This is a genomic window from Kaistia nematophila (genome assembly GCF_026343855.1).
Classification (GTDB): Bacteria; Pseudomonadota; Alphaproteobacteria; order Rhizobiales; family Kaistiaceae; genus Kaistia; species Kaistia nematophila.
The window spans coordinates 244,546-268,065 of sequence record NZ_JAPKNK010000006.1 but is presented as its reverse complement, the minus strand read 5'-3'; the positions used below and the strand labels follow the sequence as shown (position 1 = coordinate 268,065).

General features: G+C 66.3%; 22 protein-coding genes. 17 read left to right on the top strand and 5 right to left on the bottom strand.

Annotated features, from left to right (window positions below; all coding sequences use genetic code 11):
- Positions 1-110 precede the first annotated feature (110 nt).
- The 7 genes from OSH07_RS15920 to OSH07_RS15890 all read left to right on the top strand — a co-directional run bounded on the left by OSH07_RS15920 (position 111) and on the right by OSH07_RS15890 (position 8,288).
- Positions 111-590, top strand: coding sequence for a MarR family winged helix-turn-helix transcriptional regulator (locus tag OSH07_RS15920; protein WP_266339653.1), 480 nt, complete (start codon positions 111-113; stop codon positions 588-590).
- 105 nt (positions 591-695) lie between these two features.
- Positions 696-1,100: an NADH:ubiquinone oxidoreductase subunit NDUFA12 gene (locus OSH07_RS15915; protein ID WP_266339652.1), complete on the top strand. Its 405-nt coding sequence runs from the start codon at positions 696-698 to the stop codon at positions 1,098-1,100.
- A gap of 821 nt (positions 1,101-1,921) precedes the next feature.
- On the top strand, positions 1,922-5,629 hold the full coding sequence (locus tag OSH07_RS15910; RefSeq protein ID WP_266339651.1) for a vitamin B12-dependent ribonucleotide reductase: 3,708 nt from the start codon (positions 1,922-1,924) through the stop codon (positions 5,627-5,629).
- 131 nt (positions 5,630-5,760) lie between these two features.
- A complete protein-coding gene (locus OSH07_RS15905) occupies positions 5,761-6,159 on the top strand; it encodes a DUF3010 family protein (protein WP_266339650.1) in 399 nt (132 codons plus the stop codon).
- Positions 6,160-6,162: 3 nt separating this feature from the next.
- Positions 6,163-7,227 carry a protein kinase domain-containing protein gene (locus OSH07_RS15900; protein ID WP_266339649.1) on the top strand — a complete coding sequence of 355 codons (1,065 nt, stop codon included), beginning with the start codon at positions 6,163-6,165 and terminating at the stop codon, positions 7,225-7,227.
- Positions 7,228-7,378: 151 nt separating this feature from the next.
- Entirely contained in the window at positions 7,379-7,807 is a 429-nt protein-coding gene (gene parS / locus OSH07_RS15895; protein ID WP_266339648.1) for a type II RES/Xre toxin-antitoxin system antitoxin, read from the top strand.
- Positions 7,808-7,850: 43 nt separating this feature from the next.
- On the top strand, positions 7,851-8,288 hold the full coding sequence (locus OSH07_RS15890) for an RES family NAD+ phosphorylase (RefSeq protein ID WP_266339647.1): 438 nt from the start codon (positions 7,851-7,853) through the stop codon (positions 8,286-8,288).
- A 15-nt stretch (positions 8,289-8,303) separates the two neighbouring features.
- On the opposite strand, the gene OSH07_RS15885 is transcribed toward OSH07_RS15890, so the two are convergent.
- Positions 8,304-8,711: a hypothetical protein gene (locus OSH07_RS15885; RefSeq protein WP_266339646.1), complete on the bottom strand. Its 408-nt coding sequence runs from the start codon at positions 8,709-8,711 to the stop codon at positions 8,304-8,306.
- A gap of 131 nt (positions 8,712-8,842) precedes the next feature.
- On the opposite strand from OSH07_RS15885, the gene OSH07_RS15880 reads away from it, so the two are divergent.
- From OSH07_RS15880 to OSH07_RS15855, 6 genes are all read left to right on the top strand, one after another.
- Entirely contained in the window at positions 8,843-9,448 is a 606-nt protein-coding gene (locus OSH07_RS15880; protein ID WP_266339692.1) for a TetR/AcrR family transcriptional regulator, read from the top strand.
- A 69-nt stretch (positions 9,449-9,517) separates the two neighbouring features.
- On the top strand, positions 9,518-10,216 hold the full coding sequence (locus OSH07_RS15875; protein ID WP_266339645.1) for a pentapeptide repeat-containing protein: 699 nt from the start codon (positions 9,518-9,520) through the stop codon (positions 10,214-10,216).
- 100 nt (positions 10,217-10,316) lie between these two features.
- Positions 10,317-10,487, top strand: a complete 171-nt coding sequence (locus OSH07_RS15870; RefSeq protein WP_266339644.1) for a hypothetical protein — start codon at positions 10,317-10,319, stop codon at positions 10,485-10,487.
- 215 nt (positions 10,488-10,702) lie between these two features.
- Positions 10,703-10,864, top strand: coding sequence for a hypothetical protein (locus OSH07_RS15865; protein ID WP_266339643.1), 162 nt, complete (start codon positions 10,703-10,705; stop codon positions 10,862-10,864).
- Between the two features lie 240 nt (positions 10,865-11,104).
- Entirely contained in the window at positions 11,105-12,247 is a 1,143-nt protein-coding gene (locus tag OSH07_RS15860; protein ID WP_266339642.1) for a hypothetical protein, read from the top strand.
- Positions 12,248-12,411: 164 nt separating this feature from the next.
- Positions 12,412-14,382 (top strand): hypothetical protein, encoded by a 1,971-nt coding sequence (locus OSH07_RS15855; protein WP_266339641.1) that lies wholly within the window; start codon positions 12,412-12,414, stop codon positions 14,380-14,382.
- 58 nt (positions 14,383-14,440) lie between these two features.
- Here the strand turns inward: OSH07_RS15855 and OSH07_RS15850 are convergent, their stop codons facing one another.
- On the bottom strand, positions 14,441-15,064 hold the full coding sequence (locus tag OSH07_RS15850) for an FMN-dependent NADH-azoreductase (protein ID WP_266339640.1): 624 nt from the start codon (positions 15,062-15,064) through the stop codon (positions 14,441-14,443).
- 114 nt (positions 15,065-15,178) lie between these two features.
- Between OSH07_RS15850 and OSH07_RS15845 the strand changes: the two genes are divergently transcribed.
- Positions 15,179-15,790: a TetR/AcrR family transcriptional regulator gene (locus tag OSH07_RS15845; RefSeq protein ID WP_266339639.1), complete on the top strand. Its 612-nt coding sequence runs from the start codon at positions 15,179-15,181 to the stop codon at positions 15,788-15,790.
- Between the two features lie 145 nt (positions 15,791-15,935).
- On the opposite strand, the gene cydC is transcribed toward OSH07_RS15845, so the two are convergent.
- Both cydC and cydD read right to left on the bottom strand, forming a co-directional pair.
- Positions 15,936-17,591 (bottom strand): thiol reductant ABC exporter subunit CydC, encoded by a 1,656-nt coding sequence (gene cydC / locus OSH07_RS15840; RefSeq protein WP_266339638.1) that lies wholly within the window; start codon positions 17,589-17,591, stop codon positions 15,936-15,938.
- A complete protein-coding gene (gene cydD, locus OSH07_RS15835) occupies positions 17,588-19,300 on the bottom strand; it encodes a thiol reductant ABC exporter subunit CydD (RefSeq protein ID WP_266339637.1) in 1,713 nt (570 codons plus the stop codon). Before cydD ends, cydC begins: the two co-directional genes overlap by 4 nt.
- A gap of 207 nt (positions 19,301-19,507) precedes the next feature.
- Here cydD and OSH07_RS15830 point away from each other — a divergent pair, with 207 nt between their 5' ends.
- The 3 genes from OSH07_RS15830 to cydX are packed head-to-tail and all read left to right on the top strand — an operon-like array spanning position 19,508 to position 22,399.
- The gene (locus tag OSH07_RS15830) at positions 19,508-21,088 is read left to right on the top strand and encodes a cytochrome ubiquinol oxidase subunit I (protein ID WP_266339691.1); all 1,581 of its coding nucleotides are present in this window, start codon (positions 19,508-19,510) and stop codon (positions 21,086-21,088) included.
- A gap of 15 nt (positions 21,089-21,103) precedes the next feature.
- Positions 21,104-22,255, top strand: coding sequence for a cytochrome d ubiquinol oxidase subunit II (gene cydB, locus OSH07_RS15825; protein WP_266339636.1), 1,152 nt, complete (start codon positions 21,104-21,106; stop codon positions 22,253-22,255).
- Between the two features lie 15 nt (positions 22,256-22,270).
- Positions 22,271-22,399 carry a cytochrome bd-I oxidase subunit CydX gene (cydX, locus tag OSH07_RS15820; protein ID WP_266339635.1) on the top strand — a complete coding sequence of 43 codons (129 nt, stop codon included), beginning with the start codon at positions 22,271-22,273 and terminating at the stop codon, positions 22,397-22,399.
- 110 nt (positions 22,400-22,509) lie between these two features.
- Here cydX and OSH07_RS15815 read toward each other — a convergent pair whose 3' ends face one another.
- A complete protein-coding gene (locus OSH07_RS15815) occupies positions 22,510-23,520 on the bottom strand; it encodes a saccharopine dehydrogenase family protein (RefSeq protein WP_266339634.1) in 1,011 nt (336 codons plus the stop codon).

The window sequence follows — 23,520 nt, the reverse complement described above, 5'->3', positions numbered from 1 at the left end:
CACGATTTAATCGATGACGATATACATGATCGCATGGCTGCGCTGCGATTCAGGCGCTTCCGCTTCAATCGCACGCGACCTAATATGCGCGGTCAAACCGGAGATGCCCCATGGCGCCGACAGATGCCCCCGTGCTCGACCTCGATCGGATGCTCTGCTTCGCGATCTATTCCGCCAATGGCGCCTTCAACCGCGCCTATCGGCCGATGCTCGACCAGCTTGGCCTCACCTACCCGCAATATCTGGTGCTGATGGCGCTCGGCGATGCCGACGGCCTGACCGTCGGCGAGATCGGGGCGCGCGTCTTTCTCGAATCGAACACGCTGACGCCGCTCTTGAAGCGGCTGGAGGCCGCCGGCCACGTCGCCCGCCGCCGCGATGCCGCCGACGAGCGGCAGGTGCGCGTCTCGCTCACCGATCAGGGGCGGTCGCTGCTGCAGGATGCCTGCGCCGTGACCGGGTCGCTCGCCGGCAGGCTCGCCATCACCGAGACGCAGGCGATGGCGCTGCGCGACAGCATCGCCGCGCTGCGCGACATCCTGCAGGATGCCGGCGCCACCGCGCCGGCCGCCGCGGACCGCGACGGATGAGCGCAAGCGGGTCCGTATTCCTCCGGATTGCGCGCGACGGCCTTTGACTTGGCCGCGTCGCGGCGGCATAAGCAGGGGAAATACCTGTCGAGAGAAGGGTCGAAAATGGGCTGGTTCCTGACCGAATTGTTCACCTGGTGGAACGGCCAGACCATGGGCACGCGCCTCTATACCCGGCGCAAGGGCGAAAAGGTCGGCACGGACGAATTCGGCAACACCTATTACCGTACCCCGGACAAGGACCGCACCGCTGGCGGTTTCCCGGAGCGCCGCTGGGTCGTCTACAACGGCTACGCCGAAAGCTCGACGATCCCGACCGGCTGGCATGGCTGGATCCATCACCGCCTCGAGACGCCGCCGTCGCAGCTCGCCTATACGCCGCGCGACTGGCAGAAGCCGCACCAGCCGAACGGCACCGGCACCGCCGCCGCCTATCGCCCCAAGGGCTCGATCGTCGGCGCCGACCAGCGCCCGCGGGCAACCGGCGACTACGAGGCCTGGACGCCCTAGTCCCGCTGCCCCTTTGCCGACCCCGGCCGGCTTGCGAGCCCTCCCCTGCGGAGGGCTCTTTTGTTTCGGGCCCGCCTTGCCCGATCGCGAATGATAGCCTCCGGCCCGCTGGCCGTCCCCGCCCACGCGCCTGCCGATTCGCCGGGCGGTGCGCAGCCGACGAACACCATGGCGAGCGCGCTCCCCGCAAGGCTGGCGGCTTTCCGCCATTTCCAATTTCGCAAGGTCGCCGCGGCCACACTCGCCGCGATCCTCGCCTCCTGTGGAGATTGAGGAAAAGGCGGGCACACCACCCTCCCCGCGGGACCCGTCATGCGGGTGGCATCGCTTCGTGCCTCGGGTCGCAAGGCTTTGTTAACCTTGAAACTCCTGTCGATCCAATCGGCTGTGCCGTTGCGCTACGCAACCGCCTCCGGAAAATGCAATGACAAATCCACATCTAGCCGGCTCAGAATTCACCACCACTATTCCTTGACGCTTTCGCCGGACTCGTCATAGCTTCCGGACAGAGAGTTGGAATGCGCTCTGGGCCGCTCGGCCCAGATTTTCCAGGACATCGCTGGCAGATTCGGCATACGCGGACGGGCAGACTCCCGCCCCGTCTGATCGCCTTTTTGTGTCCTCGGCGTGAGTTCTCAGCCGTGACTTTTGGATGTGTAAATACTATATTTAGAGCTTCAGCGTAGCTTGAGCACAAGATGATGGATGGCTAAAACCCATCCGCGCGTAATGCGTTGGGCAAGGGACAGAGCGGGCGCCATGGCGCGCCTGCCAATGGCGGGTCCGGGACGGGACCGCCAGAAAGCAAGGGGCTTGAGACGATGCGGATCGAACGGCGCTACACTACAGCAGGCCAGTCAGCCTATGCCGGTATCGAGTTCCGAACGACCAAGAGCGAGATCCGCAATCCCGACGGATCGGTCGTCTTCCGGCTGGAAGGCATTGCCGTACCTGCCACCTGGAGCCAGGTCGCGAGCGACATCATCGCCCAGAAGTATTTCCGCAAGGCAGGCGTCCCGGCGCGCCTGAAGCGCGTCGAGGAGAACGACGTTCCGTCCTTCCTCTGGCGCTCGGTCGCCGACGAGAAGGCGCTGGCTGCCCTGCCCGAGAAGGAGCGCTACAGCGGCGAGACCGATTCGCGCCAGGTGTTCGACCGTCTCGCCGGCACCTGGACCTACTGGGGCTGGAAGGGCGGCTATTTCGACACCGAGGAGGACGCCCAGGCCTTCTTCGACGAGCACCGCTACATGCTCGCCACCCAGCGCGTCGCCCCCAACTCGCCGCAGTGGTTCAATACCGGCCTGCACTGGGCCTATGGCATCGACGGCCCGAGCCAGGGCCATTTCTACGTCGACTACAAGACCGGCAAGCTGGTCAAGTCGAAGACCGCCTATGAGCACCCGCAGCCGCATGCCTGCTTCATCCAGTCCGTCTCCGACGACCTGGTGAACGAAGGCGGCATCATGGACCTCTGGGTCCGCGAGGCGCGCCTGTTCAAGTACGGCTCCGGCACCGGCTCCAATTTCTCGGCGCTGCGCGGCGAAGGCGAGCGCCTGTCCGGCGGCGGCAAGTCGTCCGGCCTGATGAGCTTCCTGAAGATTGGCGACCGCGCGGCGGGCGCCATCAAGTCGGGCGGCACGACGCGCCGCGCCGCCAAGATGGTCGTCGTCAACGCCGACCACCCGGATATCGAGAAGTACATCAACTGGAAGGTGCACGAGGAGCAGAAGGTCGCCGCCCTCGTCACCGGCTCGAAGATCAACGCGCAGCACCTCAAGGCCATCATGAAGGCCTGCGTGAACTGCGAGGGCTCGGGCGACGATTGCTTCGACCCGGCCAAGAACCCGGCCCTGAAGCGCGAGATCCGCGCCGCCAAGAAGGCGCTGGTGCCGCAGAACTACGTCCTGCGCGTCATCCAGTTCGCCAAGCAGGGCTACACCGACATCGAATTCCCGACCTACAACACCGACTGGGATTCGGAAGCCTACCTCACGGTCTCGGGCCAGAACTCGAACAACTCCGTCTCGATCACCGACGACTTCCTGCGCGCGGTGGAAACGGATGGTGACTGGAACCTGATCCGCCGCACCGACGGCAAGATCGCCAAGACGCTGAAGGCGCGCGACCTCTGGGAGCAGATCGGCCACGCCGCCTGGGCCTCCGCCGATCCGGGCCTGCACTTCAACACGACGATGAACGAGTGGCACACCAGCCCGGCATCCGGCCGCATCAACGCGTCCAATCCGTGCTCGGAGTACATGTTCCTCGACGACACGGCCTGCAACCTCGCCTCGCTGAACCTTCTGCAGTTCCGCAACGAGGACAAGTCGTTCGACGTCGAGCGCTACGAGCATGCCTGCCGGCTCTGGACCGTCGTGCTCGAGATCTCGGTGCTGATGGCGCAGTTCCCGTCGAAGGAGATCGCCGAGCTCTCCTACGAGTTCCGCACCCTCGGCCTCGGCTACGCCAATATCGGCGGCCTGCTGATGACCGCCGGCATCCCCTATGACTCGGCCGAAGGCCGCGCCATCTGCGGCGCGCTGACCGCGATCATGACCGGCACCGCCTATGCGACCTCGGCCGAGATGGCCAAGGAGCTCGGCCCCTTCCCCGGCTTCGCCAAGAACCGCGAGCCCATGCTCCGCGTCATCCGCAACCATCGCCGCGCGGCGCATGCGGAAGCGACGGGCTATGAGGGCCTGTCGGTGCTGCCGGTGCCGCTCGACCATGCCTCGCTCCGGGATGCCCGCCTCGGCGAGCGCGCCAAGGCGGCCTGGGACAGGGCGCTCTCGCTCGGCGAGCAGCACGGCTACCGCAACGCCCAGGCCACCGTGATCGCGCCGACCGGCACGATCGGCCTGGTCATGGACTGCGACACGACGGGCATCGAGCCGGACTTCGCGCTCGTGAAGTTCAAGAAGCTCGCCGGCGGCGGCTACTTCAAGATCATCAACCGCGCCGTGCCGGAGGCGCTCGCCTCGCTCGGCTATGCCGAGCACCAGATCGCCGAGATCGAGGCCTACGCCGTCGGCCACGCCTCGCTGCGCCAGGCGCCGGGCATAAACCACACGACGCTGAAGGCCAAGGGCTTCACCGACGAAGTCCTGGAGAAGCTGGAGGGCTCGCTCGCCTCCGCCTTCGACATCAAGTTCGTCTTCAACAAGTGGGCGCTTGGCGAGGACTTCCTGAAGTCGATCGGCTTCACCGAGGCGCAGCTGAGCGACCCGGCCTTCGAGATCCTGCCGGCGCTCGGCTTCTCCAAGAAGGACATCGAGGCCGCCAACATCCATGTCTGCGGCGCGATGACCCTCGAGGGCGCCCCGCACCTGAAGACCGAGCACTACGCCGTGTTCGATTGCGCCAATCCCTGCGGCAAGCTCGGCAAGCGCTATCTCTCGGTCGAGAGCCACATCCGCATGATGGCGGCGGCGCAGCCCTTCATCTCGGGCGCCATCTCCAAGACCATCAACATGCCGAACGACGCGACCGTCGAGGACGCGAAGAGCGCCTACATGCTGTCGTGGAAGCTGGCGCTCAAGGCCAACGCGCTCTATCGCGACGGCTCGAAGCTGTCGCAGCCGCTGAACTCGCAGCTTCTCGCCGATGACGAGGACGACGCCGAGGACGCGGTCGAGGCGCTGGTCGCCAAGCCCGCCGCCGCGCGCGCCGAGCAGATCGCCGAGCGCATCGTCGAGCGGATCATCGAGCGCGAAGTCCGCAAGCGGGAGAAGATGCCGGACCGCCGCACGGGCTACACCCAGAAGGCGAATGTCGGCGGCCACAAGGTCTATATCCACACCGGCGAATACCGCGACGGCCGCCTCGGCGAGATCTTCATCGACATGCACAAGGAAGGCGCCGCCTTCCGCGCGATGATGAACAACTTCGCCATCGCCATCTCGCTCGGCCTGCAATATGGCGTGCCGCTGGAAGAATATGTTGAGGCCTTCGTCTTCACCCGCTTCGAGCCGGCCGGCATGGTCACCGGCAACGAGGCGATCAAGAACGCCACCTCGATCCTCGACTACGTCTTCCGCGAGCTGGCCGTGTCCTATCTCGGCCGCAACGACCTGGCGCATGTCGTCCCCGAGGACAACAACGCGACGACGCTCGGCGGCGGCGACCAGCCGACGGTGAAGCCCGCCCCGGTCAGCCACGGCCTCGTCCGCGGCAAGACCGAGCGCTTCAAGCTGGTCGATCGCGCCGGTGAATCGAAGGGCGCCGCCGCGGCTCCGGCCACGACCGCCTCGACCGTGACGGCGCTGCGCACGACGGGCACCGGCGGCGCGGCCGCCACCGCCTTCAAGCGCGACGTCGCCACCGAGGCGGAGCTTGCTATCGGCAATGTGGAGCCGGTCACGGCAGCCCCCGCCGCCCAGCCGAAGCCGAAGGCGGCCGAGCAGGTCGCGATCGCGCGGATGAAGGGCTACGAGGGCGAAAGCTGCACCGAATGCGGCAACTTCACCATGGTGCGCAACGGCACCTGCCTGAAGTGCGACACGTGTGGAAATACGAGCGGCTGCTCGTAGGGGACTAGTTAGCTCTGGATTTGGCGCATCCATGGACTGGCACAACCAGTCCATGGATGCATAGGGCCGCCAGGAATCTAGTCTAGACGGCATCTGGCAGCTTCAATTGAGCCCCCAATTGCAGGAGCACTATGAACGTTCTCGGCGTAGAATTCTCCTCACGTAAGCTCAACTATGTGCTGCTCGCGTGTGAAGGCGAGCATGTGCAGATTTTGCAGTCGAACCGACTTGAGCTTTCCGACACTCGTTCAAGACAAGCCTTGCGAGCGTTTCAAAGTGCGATCGCTGCTCTAATCAACGGGACCAGCCCTGAGCTAATCGGCATCAAGGACAAGCCAGAGACCGGGCACATGCGCGCCGGCGCAGCAGCCTTGAAAATGGAGGGCATCCTACTAGCAGCGGCTCCATGCGACGTCGAGTTTATCTCTGGAAAGAGAATTAATGCCTGTGCGGACGACGATAGCCTTAACGCGTATCACCAGCCGGCATACAAGGCAGCGCTAGCGGCCTTTCGTAAGCAATCGGCCTAACCGATGGAGAATCTTCCCGAGGAGCTACAAGCGGCCATCATCGAACTTCAACGCGATCATGAAGGGTTCGAGTTCCATCCAGTAGGCGCCAACGGCTATCTCGTCTTCGCTAAGAATCGCATTTCGGGAGCGGATGTTGCAGTCAAGTTCTACTATGGTGCTCCCGGAGAACGTCGGCATGATGAGCCGCGTCTTCTCGCCAGCATACGCTCCCCCAACGTTCTCCGCATAATTGACGCTCGAAACCTATCCGATGAATGGGCGTTTTTCCTAACTCCACGATGCGCTGATGGCGATCTCGACTTGCTGATCTCCGCTAGTCCGTCCGCCGTTCAAGCAATCGACGTCGCATTGGGGATATGCACGGGCGCGAGCGCAATTCATGCGAATGGCCTTATCCACCGGGACCTAAAGCCAGCAAATATAGTCTGTGACGAGGGAATTCCGCTAATCGCTGATTTCGGTAGCGTGCGGCAGCTGATTGAAGGTGAAACAGATCTCCCTGCGTCAGGACATAGCGCGCTATACCGCCCACCAGAGTCGTTCGAGACCCGCCGTTATGCCGCGAGTGGCGACATATATCAAATTGGCCTAGTAACCTATCAATTGCTAGGTGGGACACTACCCTACTCACCTTTTGAATACTTCAAAACCTCCGATCACCGTGAGTATTCGAAGATTGTCGATGACTTTGACAAGTCGCAATTCGAGGATGGTGTCATTCATCGCAGAGCAGCCTCAGGCACCCTTATGAAATTCAACTCCCTACCTCCATGGGTAGGTGTCGGCGCCAAAAACGCGCTGCGCGATATGACCCACTTCAATATCGACAAGCGGCTGAGGAGTATGGCTGATGTGGCAGCAGTCCTAACCCGCATCAGGGCAGACATTGCCGATTGGCGATGGGTCGGGGATATTGCCAGATTGGAGCGGAATGATCGCGTGATTGAGCTTCGGCCGATCGGCGATGGAATTTTTGAGCCTATGCAGGCAAAAGGCGGGAGTTTTCGACGAATCCCTGCTCAAGCAAACGGCCTTCTCAAAGACCTAGTCAGTCAGGTGTCCTGACTAAACAAGTTAGTTGCTGGCAGATCGCCAGCTTAACATGCCACCGTTGCCCCCAAGCGGTGCACCGTTCTACCCCACAATCCCGCCCTTGCCGCGTCGGCCACATGCCCCTACTTTTGGTGCATATCGCCAGCAACGGCAGAGGCCTCCCATGGCTCACACCCACGCACTCGACATCGTCGGCGGCGAGAGCGCGCTCGGGATTTCGATCCGCAGCGGGCGCGACCTGATCGCGGCGGTCCGGCACGGCTTGCCGGTCAAGGCGGTCGAGCATGTGCTCGATACCGGCCGGATGACGCTCGCCGAGCTCGATCTGGTCGTGCTGCCGCGCAAGACCCTTTCGCATCGCCGCAAGATCGGCACGCTGACGGCCGACCAGTCCGACCGGCTGATGCGCGCCGCGCGCGTCATCGCCGCCGCCGAGGACACGTTCGGCTCGAAGGAGAAGGCGGCGACCTGGCTGCGCCGGCCGACGACGGCGCTCGGCGACGAGACGCCGTTGTTCCTGCTCGACACCTCGGAAGGCGCGCTGCAGGTGGAAACCCTGCTCGGCCGCATCTCGCACGGCATCGCAGCCTGATGGTCCGCCCTGAGCCGGCGGGCACGACGCCGGGCCGCATACGTTGATCGCCTGGCGCATCAGCCGCGCCCCGTTCGCCGATCTCTCCGGAACCGGCGCGCGGCTCTATGGCGGGCGCTGGAACTCGCCGGGACGCGCGCTGATCTATGCGGCCGAGACGGCGGCGCTCGCCGTGCTCGAGGTCCGCTGCTATCTCGACCTGACGCCCGACCTGCTGCCGGACGATTATGTGCTGACCGGCATCGAGATCGGCGACGCCGCGATCGAGACGGTCGAGGCGTTGCCGGAGGCGCCGCTGGAAGTCGGCGACGCTTGGCTCGCCACGGCGCGAACGCCGGTGCTGCGGGTGCCCTCCTTCATCGTGCCGGAGAGCTTCAACCTGCTGCTGAACCCCGCCCATCCGGCCGCCGGCGATCTCAAGGTGGCGAGCCAGCGACCCTTCCGCTTCGACGCGCGCCTCTGGCAAGCCGGCGGCTTCTGAGCCGCCGGCGCGGCCTCACATTTGCGACGACAGAAGCCCCTCGCGCTGGGGCGCGCGGATGAACTTCTCCACCAGTTCCGGCGTCCACTCGACATATTCGACGAGGAGGCCATCGGCATGGCGGGCATAGAGAAAGCGCCCGGTCGGCGAAGTGGCCGCCGGCTGGGTGATGGTGGCGCCCGCCAGCAGCAGTCGGCGCTCCGCCTCGTCCAGATCCTCGACGATCCACGGGCCGTGACTGTCGCGGATCGGCGCCAGCGCCGCGTCGGCGCCGCCGACGATGAAGGTGTCGCCGATGCCGATCAGGTCCCATTCGCCGAAGCGCAAACGAAGATGCGGCTCGCGACCATGGAGAGCCTGGAATGTCTCGAGCGCCTCGTCGGCATCGTTGGTGAATACGCGGGCATAGGTCTTCAGGATCATGGGATTTTCCTCGATTTCCGATATCTCGCCCAAACGGACGATGCGCGGTCGGATCGCGCCAGCTCGATTCTTAGTGATCACTAAAGAACATGAACTTGACGCCTCGGGTCAAGGGATATTTAGTGACCGCTATGAAACAGGACACCCCATCGCGCGGCGGGCGCCCGCGCGGTTTCGATCGCGACGGCGCACTCGACGTCGCCATGCGGCTTTTCTGGCGGCACGGCTATGAGGGCGTCTCGATCGGCGAGTTGACGCGCGCGCTCGACATCGCGCCGCCCAGCCTCTACGCCGCCTTCGGCAGCAAGGCCGGGCTCTATGAAGAGGCGCTGCGCCGCTACGAGGCGCTTGTGTCGGTGGAACTGCCGCAGCCTGGCGACGCGGCGACGCTGGAAGACGCCGTCCGGCAGATGCTGGAGGCGAGCGTGCGCGCCGTCACGGATCCCGCCGGCGAACTGGGCTGCATGATCTCGACCGGCATGATCTCCGCCCACGCCGAGCACGAAGACCTGGCGCGCGCCGTCTCCGACCGGCGCAACCGCTATCGCGAGGCCATGCTGCGCACGCTCGCGCGCTGGACCGGCGAGGCGGAGGCCGCCGCCCTCGCCCGCTATCTGACCGCCGTCATGCAGGGTCTTTCCGTGCAGGCGCGCGACGGCGCCGGCGCCGACGCGCTTTCTCTCATCGTCGACGAGGTGCTGGCGGGCCTGCGGGCGCGACGACAAAGGGCCGGATAGGTCTGGTCGCCATTGGAGCCCCCGACGGGTTGGCGCTACAACGGGCCGACCAACGAGGCGCCCGATTCCATGACGAAGTCCCCTGCCCGCATTCTTGAAAACCTTTCGGCCGAGCGGGTGCGTCTCGCGACGGTGTTCGATGGCGAGACCGATCTTTCCGGCGTCCGCTTCGTCGATTGCCGGTTCCTCGAATGCGACATCAAGGGGCTGAACCTCGCCGAGGCGGAGTTCGAGCGCTGCGATCTCTCCGGCTCGGATCTGCGCGGCGTCGAGGCGACGGGCTCGCAATGGCGCGAGGTGCGGGCACCGAAGGCGATCCTCGCCGGCGCCGAGCTTTCGGACACCGGCTTCCGGAACTGCAATCTGAGCAATTCCGACTTCGTGCGGGCGCGGCTGACCAATGCCCGCTTCGAGGATTGCAAGCTGACCGGCGGCGATTTCCAGGGCGCCGCGACGATCGGCATTTCCTTCCTGCGCAGCCGCCTCAACGGCGCGATGCTGCGCAACATCGTGTTTCGCAAGGAGCGGATCGACGGGGTCGACTTCGCCGACGCCGACCTCGGCGGCGCGGATTTTCGCGATTGCGTGTTCACCGACTCGTCGCTGCGTTCGGCAAGCCTCAGGGCGGCGAAGTTCGAGGGCGCGGACCTGCGCGGCTGCGATCTCGGCGCGATCACGCTCTCCGATGCCGGCCTCTTCCGCAAGGCGATCATCTCGAAGGCCCAGGCGGCCGAACTGCTCAAGGGAATCGGGCTGATCGTGCTTTGAAATGGCGCTTGCGCGCGACCTTGGGTTGCGCGAACCTCCGGAAGCTCGACGGCGTCAGGTCACATTGCGGGCCGGGCGCGGGGCCAACCAGGGGAAGTCCATGCGTACGCTTCTTGCCGTCCTCGCCCTCAGCGCCGGCCTCGCCGGCCTTTCCAGCCTTTCCGCCTGCACGACCAATCCGAACTCGCCCGCGATCAAGGCGATGGACGATCCGGTCAATGCCTGCGGCCCCGGCGGCACCAGCGGCGACTGCTCGAGCGGCCGCCGCTGATCCACCCTCCCCGGCGGCGGGCGGGCTTTCCCACCTGCCGGTCGGGAGGGCTTCGGCATCCACAGATTTCGGAAACGGCCCGGCTCCCGCAGCGGGAAGGGTAGCCTCGGTTGCGCGCCCGCCTATATCGCCAGGAGATCTCCTCGAAGGCCCCGCCGGACCGGCAACGACGGGGTCCATCGCCGCCATGCGGCACATACGGGTGAAACAAGCACATGCGCTCTTTTCTTATGGTTCTCGCGGTCCTCTCGGCCACCGTTGGCCTTCAGGGCTGCACGACGGATCCGAACTCCCCGGCCATCAAGGCCATGGAGCCGGTCAATGCCTGCGGGTCGGGCGGCACCTCCGACATCAACGCCTGCTCGCGCAGCCGCTGACCGCCCGGCGTCCATCCCGCCCCATACCGGCGGTTGCGGCGCTCAACCGGCGGAATTCCTGCGTGCCGCGAGCGAATCCGGCGGATTCCGTCGCGTGCAATCCCCCATTTTCGCACGGGTGACGTTCATCACAGGCAGGCCGGCCGTTCTTGCTCTCGCCACGAAGTCCGGCCAGAATGCCGGCCGGACCTTGCTTCGGCCCTTGCCGAGGCACTCTCGATTCGTTCCTTGGAGGACATGATGAACCTGACGGTTTCCGGCTTCGCGGTGCGCAGCCTCACGCTCGCATCGGCGCTGATGCTGTCGACCGCCGCCTTCGCGGCTCCCGACGCCCAGAAAATCGCAGACGCCTTCGTCGCCGCCGCCCAGGCCCGCGGCGAGGCCAAGGTCACGTTCGACTCCGCCAAGGCGGACGGCGACAACGTCACGCTCAGCAACGTGAAGATGGTTTCCAAGCACGGCGGCGACGTGAGCATTCCCGCCGTCGTCATCGAAAGCCCGCTGGAGCGCACCAGCGGCGGCTTCACGGCAGCCAGCATCGCCTTCGACGGCGGCAAGGTCGTCGACGACGAGACGACGATCACCTGGCAGAAGGGCATCTTCAAGGACGCCATCGTCCCCGCCCCGACCGAGATCAACTCCAAGGCGAAGATCACGCCGTTCTCGAACATGGAAGTGACGGGGATCAGCGGCGGCGCGGCCGACGCGCCGGCTCCGGTCACCGTCGACGCCGTCAATGTCACGCTCGGCGACGTCATCGAAGGCGCGCCGAACGATGGCCAGCTGCGCATCAGCGGCGTCACCATCCCCGGCGAGGTCCTGAAGGCGGACGAGCAGACCAAGGATTGGGTCGAGCAGCTCGGCTATGACAAGCTGACCTTCGACGTCGGAATCGATGGCGCCTATGACAATTCCAAGCAGAGCTTCACCTTCCGCTCGATCAGCTTCGACGGCAAGGATGTCGGCAAGCTGGTGATCACCGGCACGTTCGGCGGCCTGCCGCGCGACAAGCTGCAGGATCCGGACAAGCTCTCGGAACTCGCCGCCACCGCCACGGTCGACAGCGCCAAGATCCGCTTCGACAATGCCGGCATCGTCGGCCGCATCATCGAGATGCAGGCGAAGGCGATGGGCGCCACCCCGGACCAGTTCGTCGAGCAGATCTCCGGCGCGCTGCCGCTGCTGCTCTCGGTCGTCGGCAACCAGGGCTTCCAGGATCGCATCGCCACCGCGGCGACCGCCTTCCTGAAAGACCCGAAGTCGCTGACCATCACCGCCGCGCCCGGCAATCCGGTCTCGATCATGCAGATCTTCGGCGCCGCCTCGGCCGCGCCGCAGACACTGCCGGACGTGCTGGCCGTCGACATCCAGGCGAACCAGTAAGCGCCGCGGACAGAGGCGCCAGGAACGGACGTGCCAGGCGCGCCGAATGAATTCCCGGGCGGTGCAGACCGCCCGGTTTTTTCTATCCCGGATCGGGACATCTTGAATGTCACGGTCGATCGCGGCTCGCCGAGCCGCCCGGTCGTCCCGCCATGGAGTTACCTATGAGCCGTTCGTCGCTACGCGTCCGACTTCTCGCCGCCGGTGTCAGCGCCTTCGCCATGACGGCGTCGCTGCCCGCCCTTGCCGAGGAGCCGATCGAGACGGCGATCCGCAACTGGGTTTCGACGCTCGACGCCTCGCCCAACTGGGTCGCGGGCTTCTCCGAGCTTTCCTATGACGAAGGCCGGCGCACCGCGACGCTGCGCAACCTTACCATCCGCAGCGAGACGCTGGCGACCAAGCTCGAGATCAGCTTCGGCACCATCGCCATCACCAATTATGCCGAGGCAGCCGATGGCGGCTTCAAGGCGAGCGAGATCACGGCCGACAGCGGCAAGCTCGTGGTGGGCGAATTCGGCAGCTCGACGCTTTCGGATATTCGCGTCGACAACCTGTCGGTGCCGAGCTTCGTCAACTACGTGTTCGACCAGAACCGCATCTTCACCTCGCTCGCCAAGGGCTGGGGCATCATCGCCAAGGCTTCCGTCGACAGCATCCGCGTCGGCCGCATCCAGGCGACGGAGACCTCGGAAGGCCAGACCTCGGCCGCCAGCTTCGGCAGTTACGAACTGAAGGGCATGGCGAACGGCGTCATCGACCAGGTAACGATGGGGCCGATCTCGCAGGAGATGCCCTCGCCCGACGGACTGATCAAGTTCACGATCGACAAGATCGAGGCGCGCAAATACGACCTCGATGCCCTCTCCGCCGTGCTCGATCCCGACCGGTATGCCGGCGGCGTCGGCGATGGCAAGTGGCGCACCGCGCTTGGGCTCGAGGTCTACCGCAACTTCTCGATCGAGATGCCGGGCGCCTCGGTGCGCATGGGCTCGTTCGAAATGGAGAACCTGCGGCTGCGCCAGCCAAAGAAGAGCTTCACCGACTTCCTCGATACGTTCCTTTCCAAGCCCGACCTCCCCGATAACGAAGCGGCGCGGCTGGTGCGCGACAACTTTGCCGGCCTGCTCAGCTTCGCCGGGGTCGGTTCCCTGCGCCTCAGCGACCTCGACGTCACCGCCCCGGAAGTCGAGCGCTTCCATCTCGGCGATTTCCATTTCAACGACTTTTCCAGCGACGGCATCGGCGAGATCGGCGTGCACGACCTCGACGTCGCCATCCAGGACAAGGGTACGCTCGGCGCCGAGCGACTGGCGGTCGGCGGCTTCAAGTTCCCGTCGCCGGAACTGCTGGTCTCGTCGATGTATGCCAGCGAGAGCGGCATCGACTTCGATCCGATGCCGCTTATCCCGACCATGGGCTTCGCCGAAGCGGTCGGCGTCGACGTCACCCAGGGCGGCAAGAAGCTCGGCGCCGTCGATCGCGCCCGCATCGACCTCGGCGACTATATCGGCCCGGTCCCGACCAGCATCGCCAGCGACGTGCGCGGCCTCGACCTCGACCTGTCGCAGATCGACGACCGTCGCGCCCGCGAGATGATCAAGGGCCTCGGCTATGACCGGCTGGTCGCCGACTATGGCTTCCGCCTGTCGTGGCGCGAGGCCGACGAGGCGGTGATCCTCGACGGCTTCAAGCTGGCCATCAAGGACCTGGCGACGATGAATGCCGACGCGACGCTGACGGGGCTGACGCGCCAGGCCATCCAGGATCCCAAGCAGCTGGAAGGCGCGCTGTCGTCGCTGCTTTTCACGCGCGGCAAGCTGTCGGTCGAGGACAAGTCGATCGTCGAGCGCGCCGTCGGGATGCAGGCGAAGAAGATGAACGTCGAGCCGGACAAGTTCCGCCAGCAGATCGCCGGCGCCCTGCCGCTGTTCCTGATGGTGCTGAAGAATCCGGGCTTCCAGGCGAAGCTGGCCCCGGCCTTGCAGGCCTTCATCAAGGCCCCGGGCACGATGACGATCACCGCCGCGCCGGCGACGCCGGTGCCGCTGATGAAGCTGATCGAAACGGCCGACAGTGCGCCGCAGAAGCTGCCCGACCTGCTGCAGGTCGAGATCAAGACCACCAACCCGTAACAAAAAAGGCCGGATCCAGGATCCGGCCTTTTTCTTGGAATGCGCGCGGGATCGACGATCAGGCCGCGATGGAACGGGCCGTCTCCGACGCCTTGGCCTCGGCGGCCGCGACGGCGCTCGCCGCCTGCTCCGGACCGAAGGCGACGCCCTCGACGGTGATCTCCTCGACATCCTTCAGGCCGATGAAGGCGAGGATGAAACGCAGATAGGGCAGCTGGAAATCGGCCGGCTTCATCGGGCCTTCCGAATAGATGCCGCCCTTCGACTCGACCAGCACGACGCGCTTGCCGGTGACGAGACCGACCGGGGCGTTGTCGACATAGGCGAAGGTGCGGCCGGCGCGCGCGACATAATCGAGCCAGGTCTTCAGCGTCGAGGTGATGGTGAAATTGATCATCGCCGAGGCGATGACGATGATGTCGGCGGCGAAGAGCTCGTCGATCAGCGTGTCGGAAAGCGCGGCGATCGCCTTCTGCTCCTCGCTGCGCGCCTCGGCCGGCGTGAACACGGCGCCGAGATAGGCTTCGTCGACATGCGGCAGCGGATCCCGCGCCAGATCACGGCGGACGACGGTTGCGTTCGGATTGTGGGCGACGAGGTCGGCCAGAACACGCTCGGCCACCTTGCTCGAATGCGAGGCGCCGCCGCGAGGGCTCGACGTCACGAAAAGGATGTTGGTCATCGGTCTTCCCTTCACTATGTTACGGAAACCGGCCGAAACCCAGGGGGGGAGCTGCGCCGATACCGTTGAGTAACATTAGCAAATGTTACTATCGGGTAACATCGAGTCAATGGGATGGATGTGAAAAGCGCTGAACAGTCTGTTCACAGCGGCGCCGCTGCGAAGCCGCAGCCGCCGCGCGAGCGCATTCTCGTGGCGGCGCGGGAACTGTTCGGGCGGCACGGCGTCCATGGTGTCGGCGTCGAGACGATCGCCGAGGCAGCCGGCACCAACAAGATGACGCTTTACCGACATTTCGAATCGAAGGACCTGCTGGTGGCCGAGTACCTGCGCGGCCTCGCCGCCGAGGGCGCCGCCATCTGGTGCGAGATCGAAACGGAGCATCCGGGCCAGCCGCTGGCCCAGATCGATGCCTGGCTGACGCGGATCGCCAACCATGTCGAGCACGGCAACGAGGCAGGCTGCGCGCTGGCGAAGGCGGCGGTGCAGATCACCGATCCGGACCATCCCGGCCGCGAGGTGCTGGATGCCAACACCCGCCAGCACCGGGACAATCTGATCCGGCTCTGCCGCGCCTCCGACCTCGCCGAGCCGGAATTGCTGGCCGATCAATTGTTCCTGCTGATCGAAGGATCGCGCGTCACCTGGCAGCATGTCGGCGACGGCCGCCCCGGCGCGGACCTCCCGACGCTGGCGGCCGGCATCATCGCTTCGCACCGGCGCTAGGGTCTCCTCCTTCACCTCTCCCAGAGGGAGAGGTCGACGGCCGCAGGACGGCGGGTGAGGGGTTTAGGCCTCACCCGAGAGATCGCAGCCCCTCACCCGGAGCTTCGCTCCGACCTCTCCCGATGGGAGAGGTGAAGGGTAGGCCTCATCCCTCCAGCGCCAACGCTCCATCCTCCAGCCGATACACCCGATCGACCGCACCCGGCGGCAGGGCGGCGTGCGTGGCGAGCACCAGCGTGCGACCCGTGGTGACGGCGAGCAGGTCGGCGAGGAACGCCGCCTCGGTCGGCCGGTCGAGTCCTGCCGTCGGCTCGTCAAGCAGCAGCACCCTCGCCGGCGACAGCAGCGTGCGCGCCAGGCAGAGCCGCCGCGCCTGTCCGGCCGAAAGCGTCTCGCCGGATTCGCCGAGCCAGGTGTCGAGCCCCTGCGGCAGGCCGCGCACGAAGCCGTCGAGCCGGGCCTTTTCCAGCACGGCGAGAAGCGCCGCATCGTCGGCGGCCGGGTCGGCGATCCTCAGATTGTCGCGGATCGTACCGATGAACACGGGCGCATCCTGCGAAAGCAGCGCGACATGGGCATGGAGATCCGCCTGCCGGACTTCGCGGATACCGACACCGCCGATGCGGATCTCGCCGGCATCGACGTCGACGAGGCGGAGCAGCAGACCGAGCAGCGTCGACTTGCCCGAGCCGCTCTCGCCGACGATGGCGACGCGCTCGCCCGGATGCAGGGTCAGGTCGAGGCCGGAAAGGACCTGCTGGTCGCGGCCATAGGTGAAGCCGACCTTGTCGAAGACGATATCGCCCGTCTCGGGCAGCGCGACCGGTCGGGGGGGATCGATGACAGACGGACGCATGTCGACCAGCGACTGGACGCGCTTCGCCGCCGCGCTGGCCGCGCCAAGCCGGCCGGCACCGCGCAGGATCGGCCCCGAAACCTCGAAAATCGCCATGACGGCAAGCAGCGCGCCAACGAGGACAGGCCCCGAAACGCGGCCCGCTTCCAGCACGGAAAGGCCGACATAGAGCGTGGCGACCGCGGTGGCGCCCGTGCCGAGCACGACGAAGGCAGGCCCGAAGGCGATGCGCCGGCCCTGGCGCAGCCGCGCCGTCCGCACGGCCGCAGCCGCCTCGTCGACCGAGCGGCGGGCGCCGTCGACGGCGCCGAGCGCGACCAGATCCGCGTGGCCGTCGATGCCGTCAAGCACGGCGCTGCGCAGGTCGGCCGCGGTGCGTACCGTGGCGGCGCCGCTGCGGCGGCCGGCGAGCACGATCAGCCCGGGCAGAAGCAGCGTCGTCAGGCCGAAGCCGATGAGCGCTACCGGCAGGCTGTCCGGCAGCACGATCCACAGGAACAGGCCGAGCCCGAGGGCGCCGAAAATCGCGGTCGCGACCGGGGCCACGACCTGCAGGAACATCATGTCGAGGGTCTCGACATCCGCCGTCAGCCGGGCGACGAAATCCCCGGTCCGGTGCGCCGCTGCCCGCAGCGGCACCAGAGGGATCAGCCGCGAAAAGATCCGGACACGAATATCGGACAGGATCTTGAAGGTGGTGGCATGGCCGGCGAGCCGCTCGCCATAGCGCGAGACGATGCGCAGGAACGAGAAGCCGCGCACCATGGCCGAGGGGCCGAAGAGGTTGAAGGTCAGCGCCGAGGTGGCGAGCGCAGCCCCGGTCAGGAACCAGCCGGAGACGCCGAACAGGGTGACACCGGCGGCGAGCGTCAGGCAGGCAAGCAGAAGCGCCAGCAGAAGCCCGCCGGACCGCTTGGCGTAGAGGCTGAACAGAAGCCGCATCATGCCACTCCCAGCATGGACGCCGAGGCGGGCGCCCCGGCGCGGCTGACGATCCGCCTGCGGTCGTCGATCTCGCAGATCCGGTCCATCAACGCCGCGACGGCGGTCGAATGGGTGGCGATCAGCAGGGTGCGGCCGGCGGCGAAATCGAGCACGGCGCGCATGACGCGGGCTTCCGTCTCGCGATCGAGATGGGCGGTCGGCTCGTCGAGCAGTACCAGCGCCGGATCGCGCAGGAAGATGCGGGCGAGCGCTACGCGCTGCGCCTCGCCGCCCGACAGGCCCCTGCCCCGTTCGCCGACCGGGGTATCCAGTCCATCCGGCAGCCTGTCGGCGAAATCGAGCACGCAGGCGCGCTCGGCCGCCGCGCGGACCTCGGCGTCGCTGGCGTCGGCGCGGCCGAGCCGGATATTGCTCGCAATGGAGCCATGGAACAGGCGCGACCGCTGACCGAGCACCGCGACATGGCGGCGAAGTGCCACCTCGTCGATGTCGGCAAGCGACCCGCCGCCGAGCTCGACGCGGCCCTGGTGGGCGCGCAGACGGGCCAGCACCTCGATCAGCGTCGATTTGCCGATGCCGCTCGGGCCGAGCAGCGCGACCGTCTCGCCCGGCGCGATATCGAGCGACGCGTCGGCGAGGATGGCGCCGCGATCCGCCGCCTCGACGGTCAGGTGGCGCACCGTCACGCCGACGGCGCCGCGCGGGCTCCAGTCAACGCCCGGAATTGCCGCGGCCTCATCGACGGCCGGCAATGTCTCGAACACCGCCGAGAGGTTCGTCACCGCCGCCTTGGCCGAGGCGCGATCGTGATAATGGGCCGCGAGCGTGCGCAGCGGCATGTACACTTCGGGCGCCATCAGCAGGCAGAACAGGCCGGCCTGCAGGCCGAGCTCCGCGCCGCGCAGATCGAGCAGACCGATATAGGTGAGCCCGACATAGAGCGCGACGCCGGCGACACCCAGCGCGGCAAAGAACTCGAGCACTGCCGAGGAAAGGAAGGCGATCCTGAGCACGGCGAGCGTGCGCGTCGCGAATTCGTCGCTGGCGCTGCGGACGCGGACGATCTCGTCCTCGGCCCGACCGAACAGCTTCAGCACCAGGAGGCCGCGCAGCCGGTCGGCGAACATGCCGGAAAGCCGCGACAAAGCCGTCAGATGCTGGCGGCTCGCCGCCTCGGCGCCCCAGCCGGCCAGCGCCATGAACAGCGGGATGAGCGGCGCCGTGACGAAGAGAAGCAGGCCGACCGCGAGATCGACCGGCATCAGCCCGACGGCAAAGGCGACCGGCACCACGGCGGCGGCGATCATCGCCGGCACGAAGCGGGAGAAATAGCCGTCGAGCGCCTCGACCTGGTCGAGGATCTGGCTTGCCAGTTCGCCGGAGGCGCGCTGGCGCATCCAGTCCGGCCCGCGCCGCATCAGCGCCGCGAACAGGTCCTTGCGAATCGCCTGCTTGATGTCCTCGGCGGCGCGTATGCCAGCCGCTTCGCCGGCCCAGGCCAGCACCGCCCGCAGTGCAACCAGACCGAGCAGGCCCAGCATCGCCGTTGCCTGCGCCGCACTCGCAACATGGTCGACGATGGCCCGATGCAGGATGGTGGCGAGAAGATAGGCCTGCGCGACGGTGAGGCAGGCGCTGACAAGCGGCACCAGGATCGCCAGCCCCATGGCGCGACGACCGACCCGGCCGCGCGCTTTCAGCCACTTCATCACGGTCGGGCCAGAACGGGCAGACTTCGCGCCCGCTGCGGATTCGGAGGTGTTCATTCACCCAGCTTACAGTGTTCAGGATCATCCGGGCGCTGCCTGTGCCAATCCACCGCACGCGGCAGCTCGCTGCATTGATTTCGCTCAATGTTGCGTGCCTTATGAGCCGGTAGCTGTGAAATCCTGGCGACTCAAAAGGTATAGGCCATGATTGATATCGATATTGTTACTCTGTCGCGGCTGCAGTTCGCTGCCACCGCGATGTATCATTTCCTCTTCGTGCCCCTGACGCTCGGGCTCTCCTTCCTGATGGCGATCATGGAGAGCGTCTATGTTATGACCGGGCGCGAGATCTGGCGCCGCATGACGCTTTTCTGGGGCACCTGCTTCGGTATCAATTTCGCCATGGGCGTCGCTACCGGTGTCGTCATGGAGTTCCAGTTCGGCATGAACTGGTCCTATTACAGCCACTACGTCGGCGACATCTTCGGCGCCCCGCTCGCCATCGAAGGTCTGATGGCCTTCTTCCTGGAAGCGACTTTCATCGGCCTGTTCTTCTTTGGCTGGGACCGCCTGTCGAAGGTGGGGCACCTCATCGTCACCTGGCTGGTCGCCTTCGGCGCCAATTTCTCGGCGCTTTGGATCCTGATCGCCAATGGCTGGATGCAGCATCCGGTCGGTTCGGTCTTCAACCCTGACACGATGCGCATGGAGGTCACCGACTTCATGGCGGTTGTGTTCAACCCGGTCGCCCAGGCCAAGTTCGTCCACACCGTCAGCGCGGGCTACGTCACCGGCGCGATGTTCGTGATGGCGGTCAGCTCCTGGTACCTGCTGCGCGGCCGTCACCAGGAATTCGCCAAGCGTTCGATGGCGGTCGCCGCCAGCTTTGGCCTCGCCGCCGCCCTTTCCGTCGTCGTCCTCGGTGACGAGAGCGGCTACGTCGCGACGGAAAACCAGAAGATGAAGATCGCCGGCATGGAATCCATGTGGCACACCGAGCCGGCCCCGGCCGCGATCAACGTCATCGCCTTCCCCAATATGGAGAAGCAGGAAAACACCTTCGCGATCAGCATTCCCTACGTGCTCGGCCTGATCGGCACGCGCTCGCTGACCACGGAGCTGCCCGGCATCGTCAACCTCGTCGATACCGCGCATGACAAGATCCGCGACGGCATCGAGGCCTACAAGGCGCTGCAGAAGATCCGCGCCAATCCGAACGACACCGCCGCCCGGGCCGAGTTCGACGGCAAGTGGCAGAACCTCGGCTATGGCCTGCTGGTGAAGCAGTTCCGTCCCGACGTCGAGAACGCCACGGAAGAAGACATCACCAAGGCCGCCAATTCGACCATCCCGAACGTGCCGGTGCTGTTCTGGAGCTTCCGCGTGATGGTCGGCCTCGGCTTCTACTTCATCGCCTTCTTCGCAGCCGCCTTCTGGGTCGCCTCGCGGCACAAGCTCGGGGAGCAGCGCTGGACGCTGTGGCTGGCCCTCTTCAGCCTGCCGCTGCCCTGGCTCGCGATCGAGTGCGGCTGGTTGCTGGCCGAGTATGGCCGCCAGCCCTGGGCGATCGAAGGCGTGCTGCCGACCTTCTACGCGGCTTCCGGCCTGACCCTTTGGGATCTCGCCCTCAGCCTCGCGATCTTCCTGATCCTCTACAGCATCCTCGCCGTGATCGAGGTCATCCTGATGGTCAAGACGATCAAGAAGGGTCCGCTGGAATACAACCCCTTCCAGTCCGCCGGCGCCGAAGCGTTGCCGACGGCGGCAACCGCCGCCCCCAAGCTTTGATCCGCGAGGTTCGCCATGCACGACATCGTACCAATCGACTATGAATACCTTCGCCTGATCTGGTGGCTGCTGCTCGGCGTGCTGCTGATCGGCTTCGCGGTGATGGACGGCTTCGATCTCGGGGTCGGCGCCCTGCTCCCCTTCGTCGCCAAGACGGACGAGGAACGGCGCATCGTGATCAACGTCGTCGGCCCGGTCTGGGAAGGTAACCAGGTCTGGCTCATCCTGGGCGGCGGCGCCGTGTTCGCCGCCTTCCCGCTCCTCTATGCCGTCTCCTTCTCCGGGCTATACCTCGCGATGATGGTGATCCTGATCGCCCTCATCCTGCGGCCGGTCGGCTTCAAGTACCGCAGCAAGATCGGCGATCCGGGCTGGCGCTCGAAGTGGGACATGGTGCTGTGCTTCGCCGGCATCGTTCCCGCCCTGATCCTGGGCGTCGCCGTCGGCAACGTCCTGCTCGGCCTGCCCTTCGAGTTCGACGACACGATGCGGGTGTTCTATCGCGGCAACTTCTTCCAGCTGCTGACGCCGTTCGCCCTCCTCGCCGGTCTCGTCAGCCTCTCCATGCTGGTCATGCATGGCGCGGCGCTGCTGACCTGGAAGACGTCCGGCCCGATCGCCGACCGGGCCCGCACCTTCGGCCGCTTCGCCGCGCTGGCCGCCATCGTGCTGTTCGCGCTGGCCGGCGTCTGGGTCACCTACGGCATTGGCGGACATGTCCTGACCAGCGTCGTCGACCCCAACGGTCCGTCCAACCCGCTCGGCAAGACGGCGTCCGTCGTCACCGGCGGCTGGCTGGCCAACTACACGACCTATTCGTGGATGATCCTGGCGCCGATCCTCGGTTTCGTCGGCACGGCGCTCGCCTGGGTCGGCTTCACCGCCCGCAAGCCGGCCATCACCTTCATCACCTCGGCCATCGGCATCCTCGGCATCATCGCAACGGCCGGCGTCTCGCTGTTCCCGTTCCTGCTGCCGTCCTCGATCAGCCCGAATGCCGGCCTGACGATCTGGGATGCGTCTTCCTCGAAGCTGACGCTCTGGATCATGCTGCTGGTGACCTGCTTCTTCATGCCGATCATCCTCGCCTATACGGCCTGGGTGTACCGGGTGATGCGCGGCAAGGTCACGGGCGACAGCATGGCCAAGAACCCCAACGCCTACTGATCGGAGAAACGAGCAATGTGGTACTTCTCCTGGATCCTCGGCCTCAGCCTGGCCTGCGCCTTCGGCATCCTGAACGCCATGTGGTACGAGCTGCGTGACGATCGGCTGAAGGGACGCGTGGCGATCACGCCGCCGGAAGACTAGGCGGCGGAACCGGCGCGCCCGTCGCGCGCCGGCACATGAATGCAGAACGACCGCCCGACGGAACCGTCCGGGCGGTCGTTTCGTTTGGCAGGGTGCCTCCGTCCAGCGCGTCAGCCGCCGCGTCCCTCCGCATGGACCGCGATGCCCTCGGCGGCGAGTTCCCGAGCGAAATCGCCGAGGGCCCAGAGTTCCTCGATGTGATGGACGCCCGCGCGGGGAGCCTCCCGCAGGAGAAGCGCGACCCTGGCGGCGATCAGCGCGGTGATTTCGGCCTCGGCCCAGCCCTCCAGAGCCAGCCGGCGCCGCCGCCCGCCCTTTCCCACGGCCTCGACCGCCAGCGCCGTGCGATCGGAGCCGAGCCGGAAGCGGGCCATGCTCCAGCGCAGGAGCCGGCGGAACCAGTCGCGCCGCGCCAGCCCCGACAAGAGGCGCAGCGAGCTCGCGCCGATCAGCGGCGAGGCGAAGCCCAGCCGCGTGGTCACGCTCGGCCACCCATGCCGACGCATCAGGACATGCTGATCGGCGAAGGCGAAGGGGATGGTGGGAACGGCCCGGCCGGGGACGCCGAAATCGACCGGCACGATCTCTCCCGGCCCGAGCGGCTGCAGATTGTCCAGCGTCCAGTCCACGGCGGCGGCGCCGTGCGCGTCGCCGAGACCGAGCAGCACGCCGATCGTGACGCCCTCGGGCCGATCCAGATCCGCAACAACCTCGAGCGCCATCAGGTTGGTCAGACCCGGCGCGAGGCCGACGGAGAGCACGGCGCTGCCGCCGCTCCGGCGCGCCAGCCCGTCCAGCGCCTCGACACGCGCCAGCACGGCGTCGGTCGCGGAGATGTCGATATAGGCGAGCCCACGCCCCAGCACCGTGGCCGGAAAGTCGGCGGTCGCGAGGTCGATGCAGACGACTACCGTGCCGATCCCGTCGAGCGCCGCGTCCCAGCCGGCCGGATCGGCCATGTCGATGACGGCTCCTTCGCAGCCGAGTGCGGCTGCCGTCGATCGCGCCCGCGCGCCGTCCCGGCCGGCGATCCGCACGCCCGCGACGCCCGCCCGGACCAGCCGCGCGGCGATCCTCTGCCCGACATGGCCATAGCCGCCGACGATCAAATATCCCGCCAT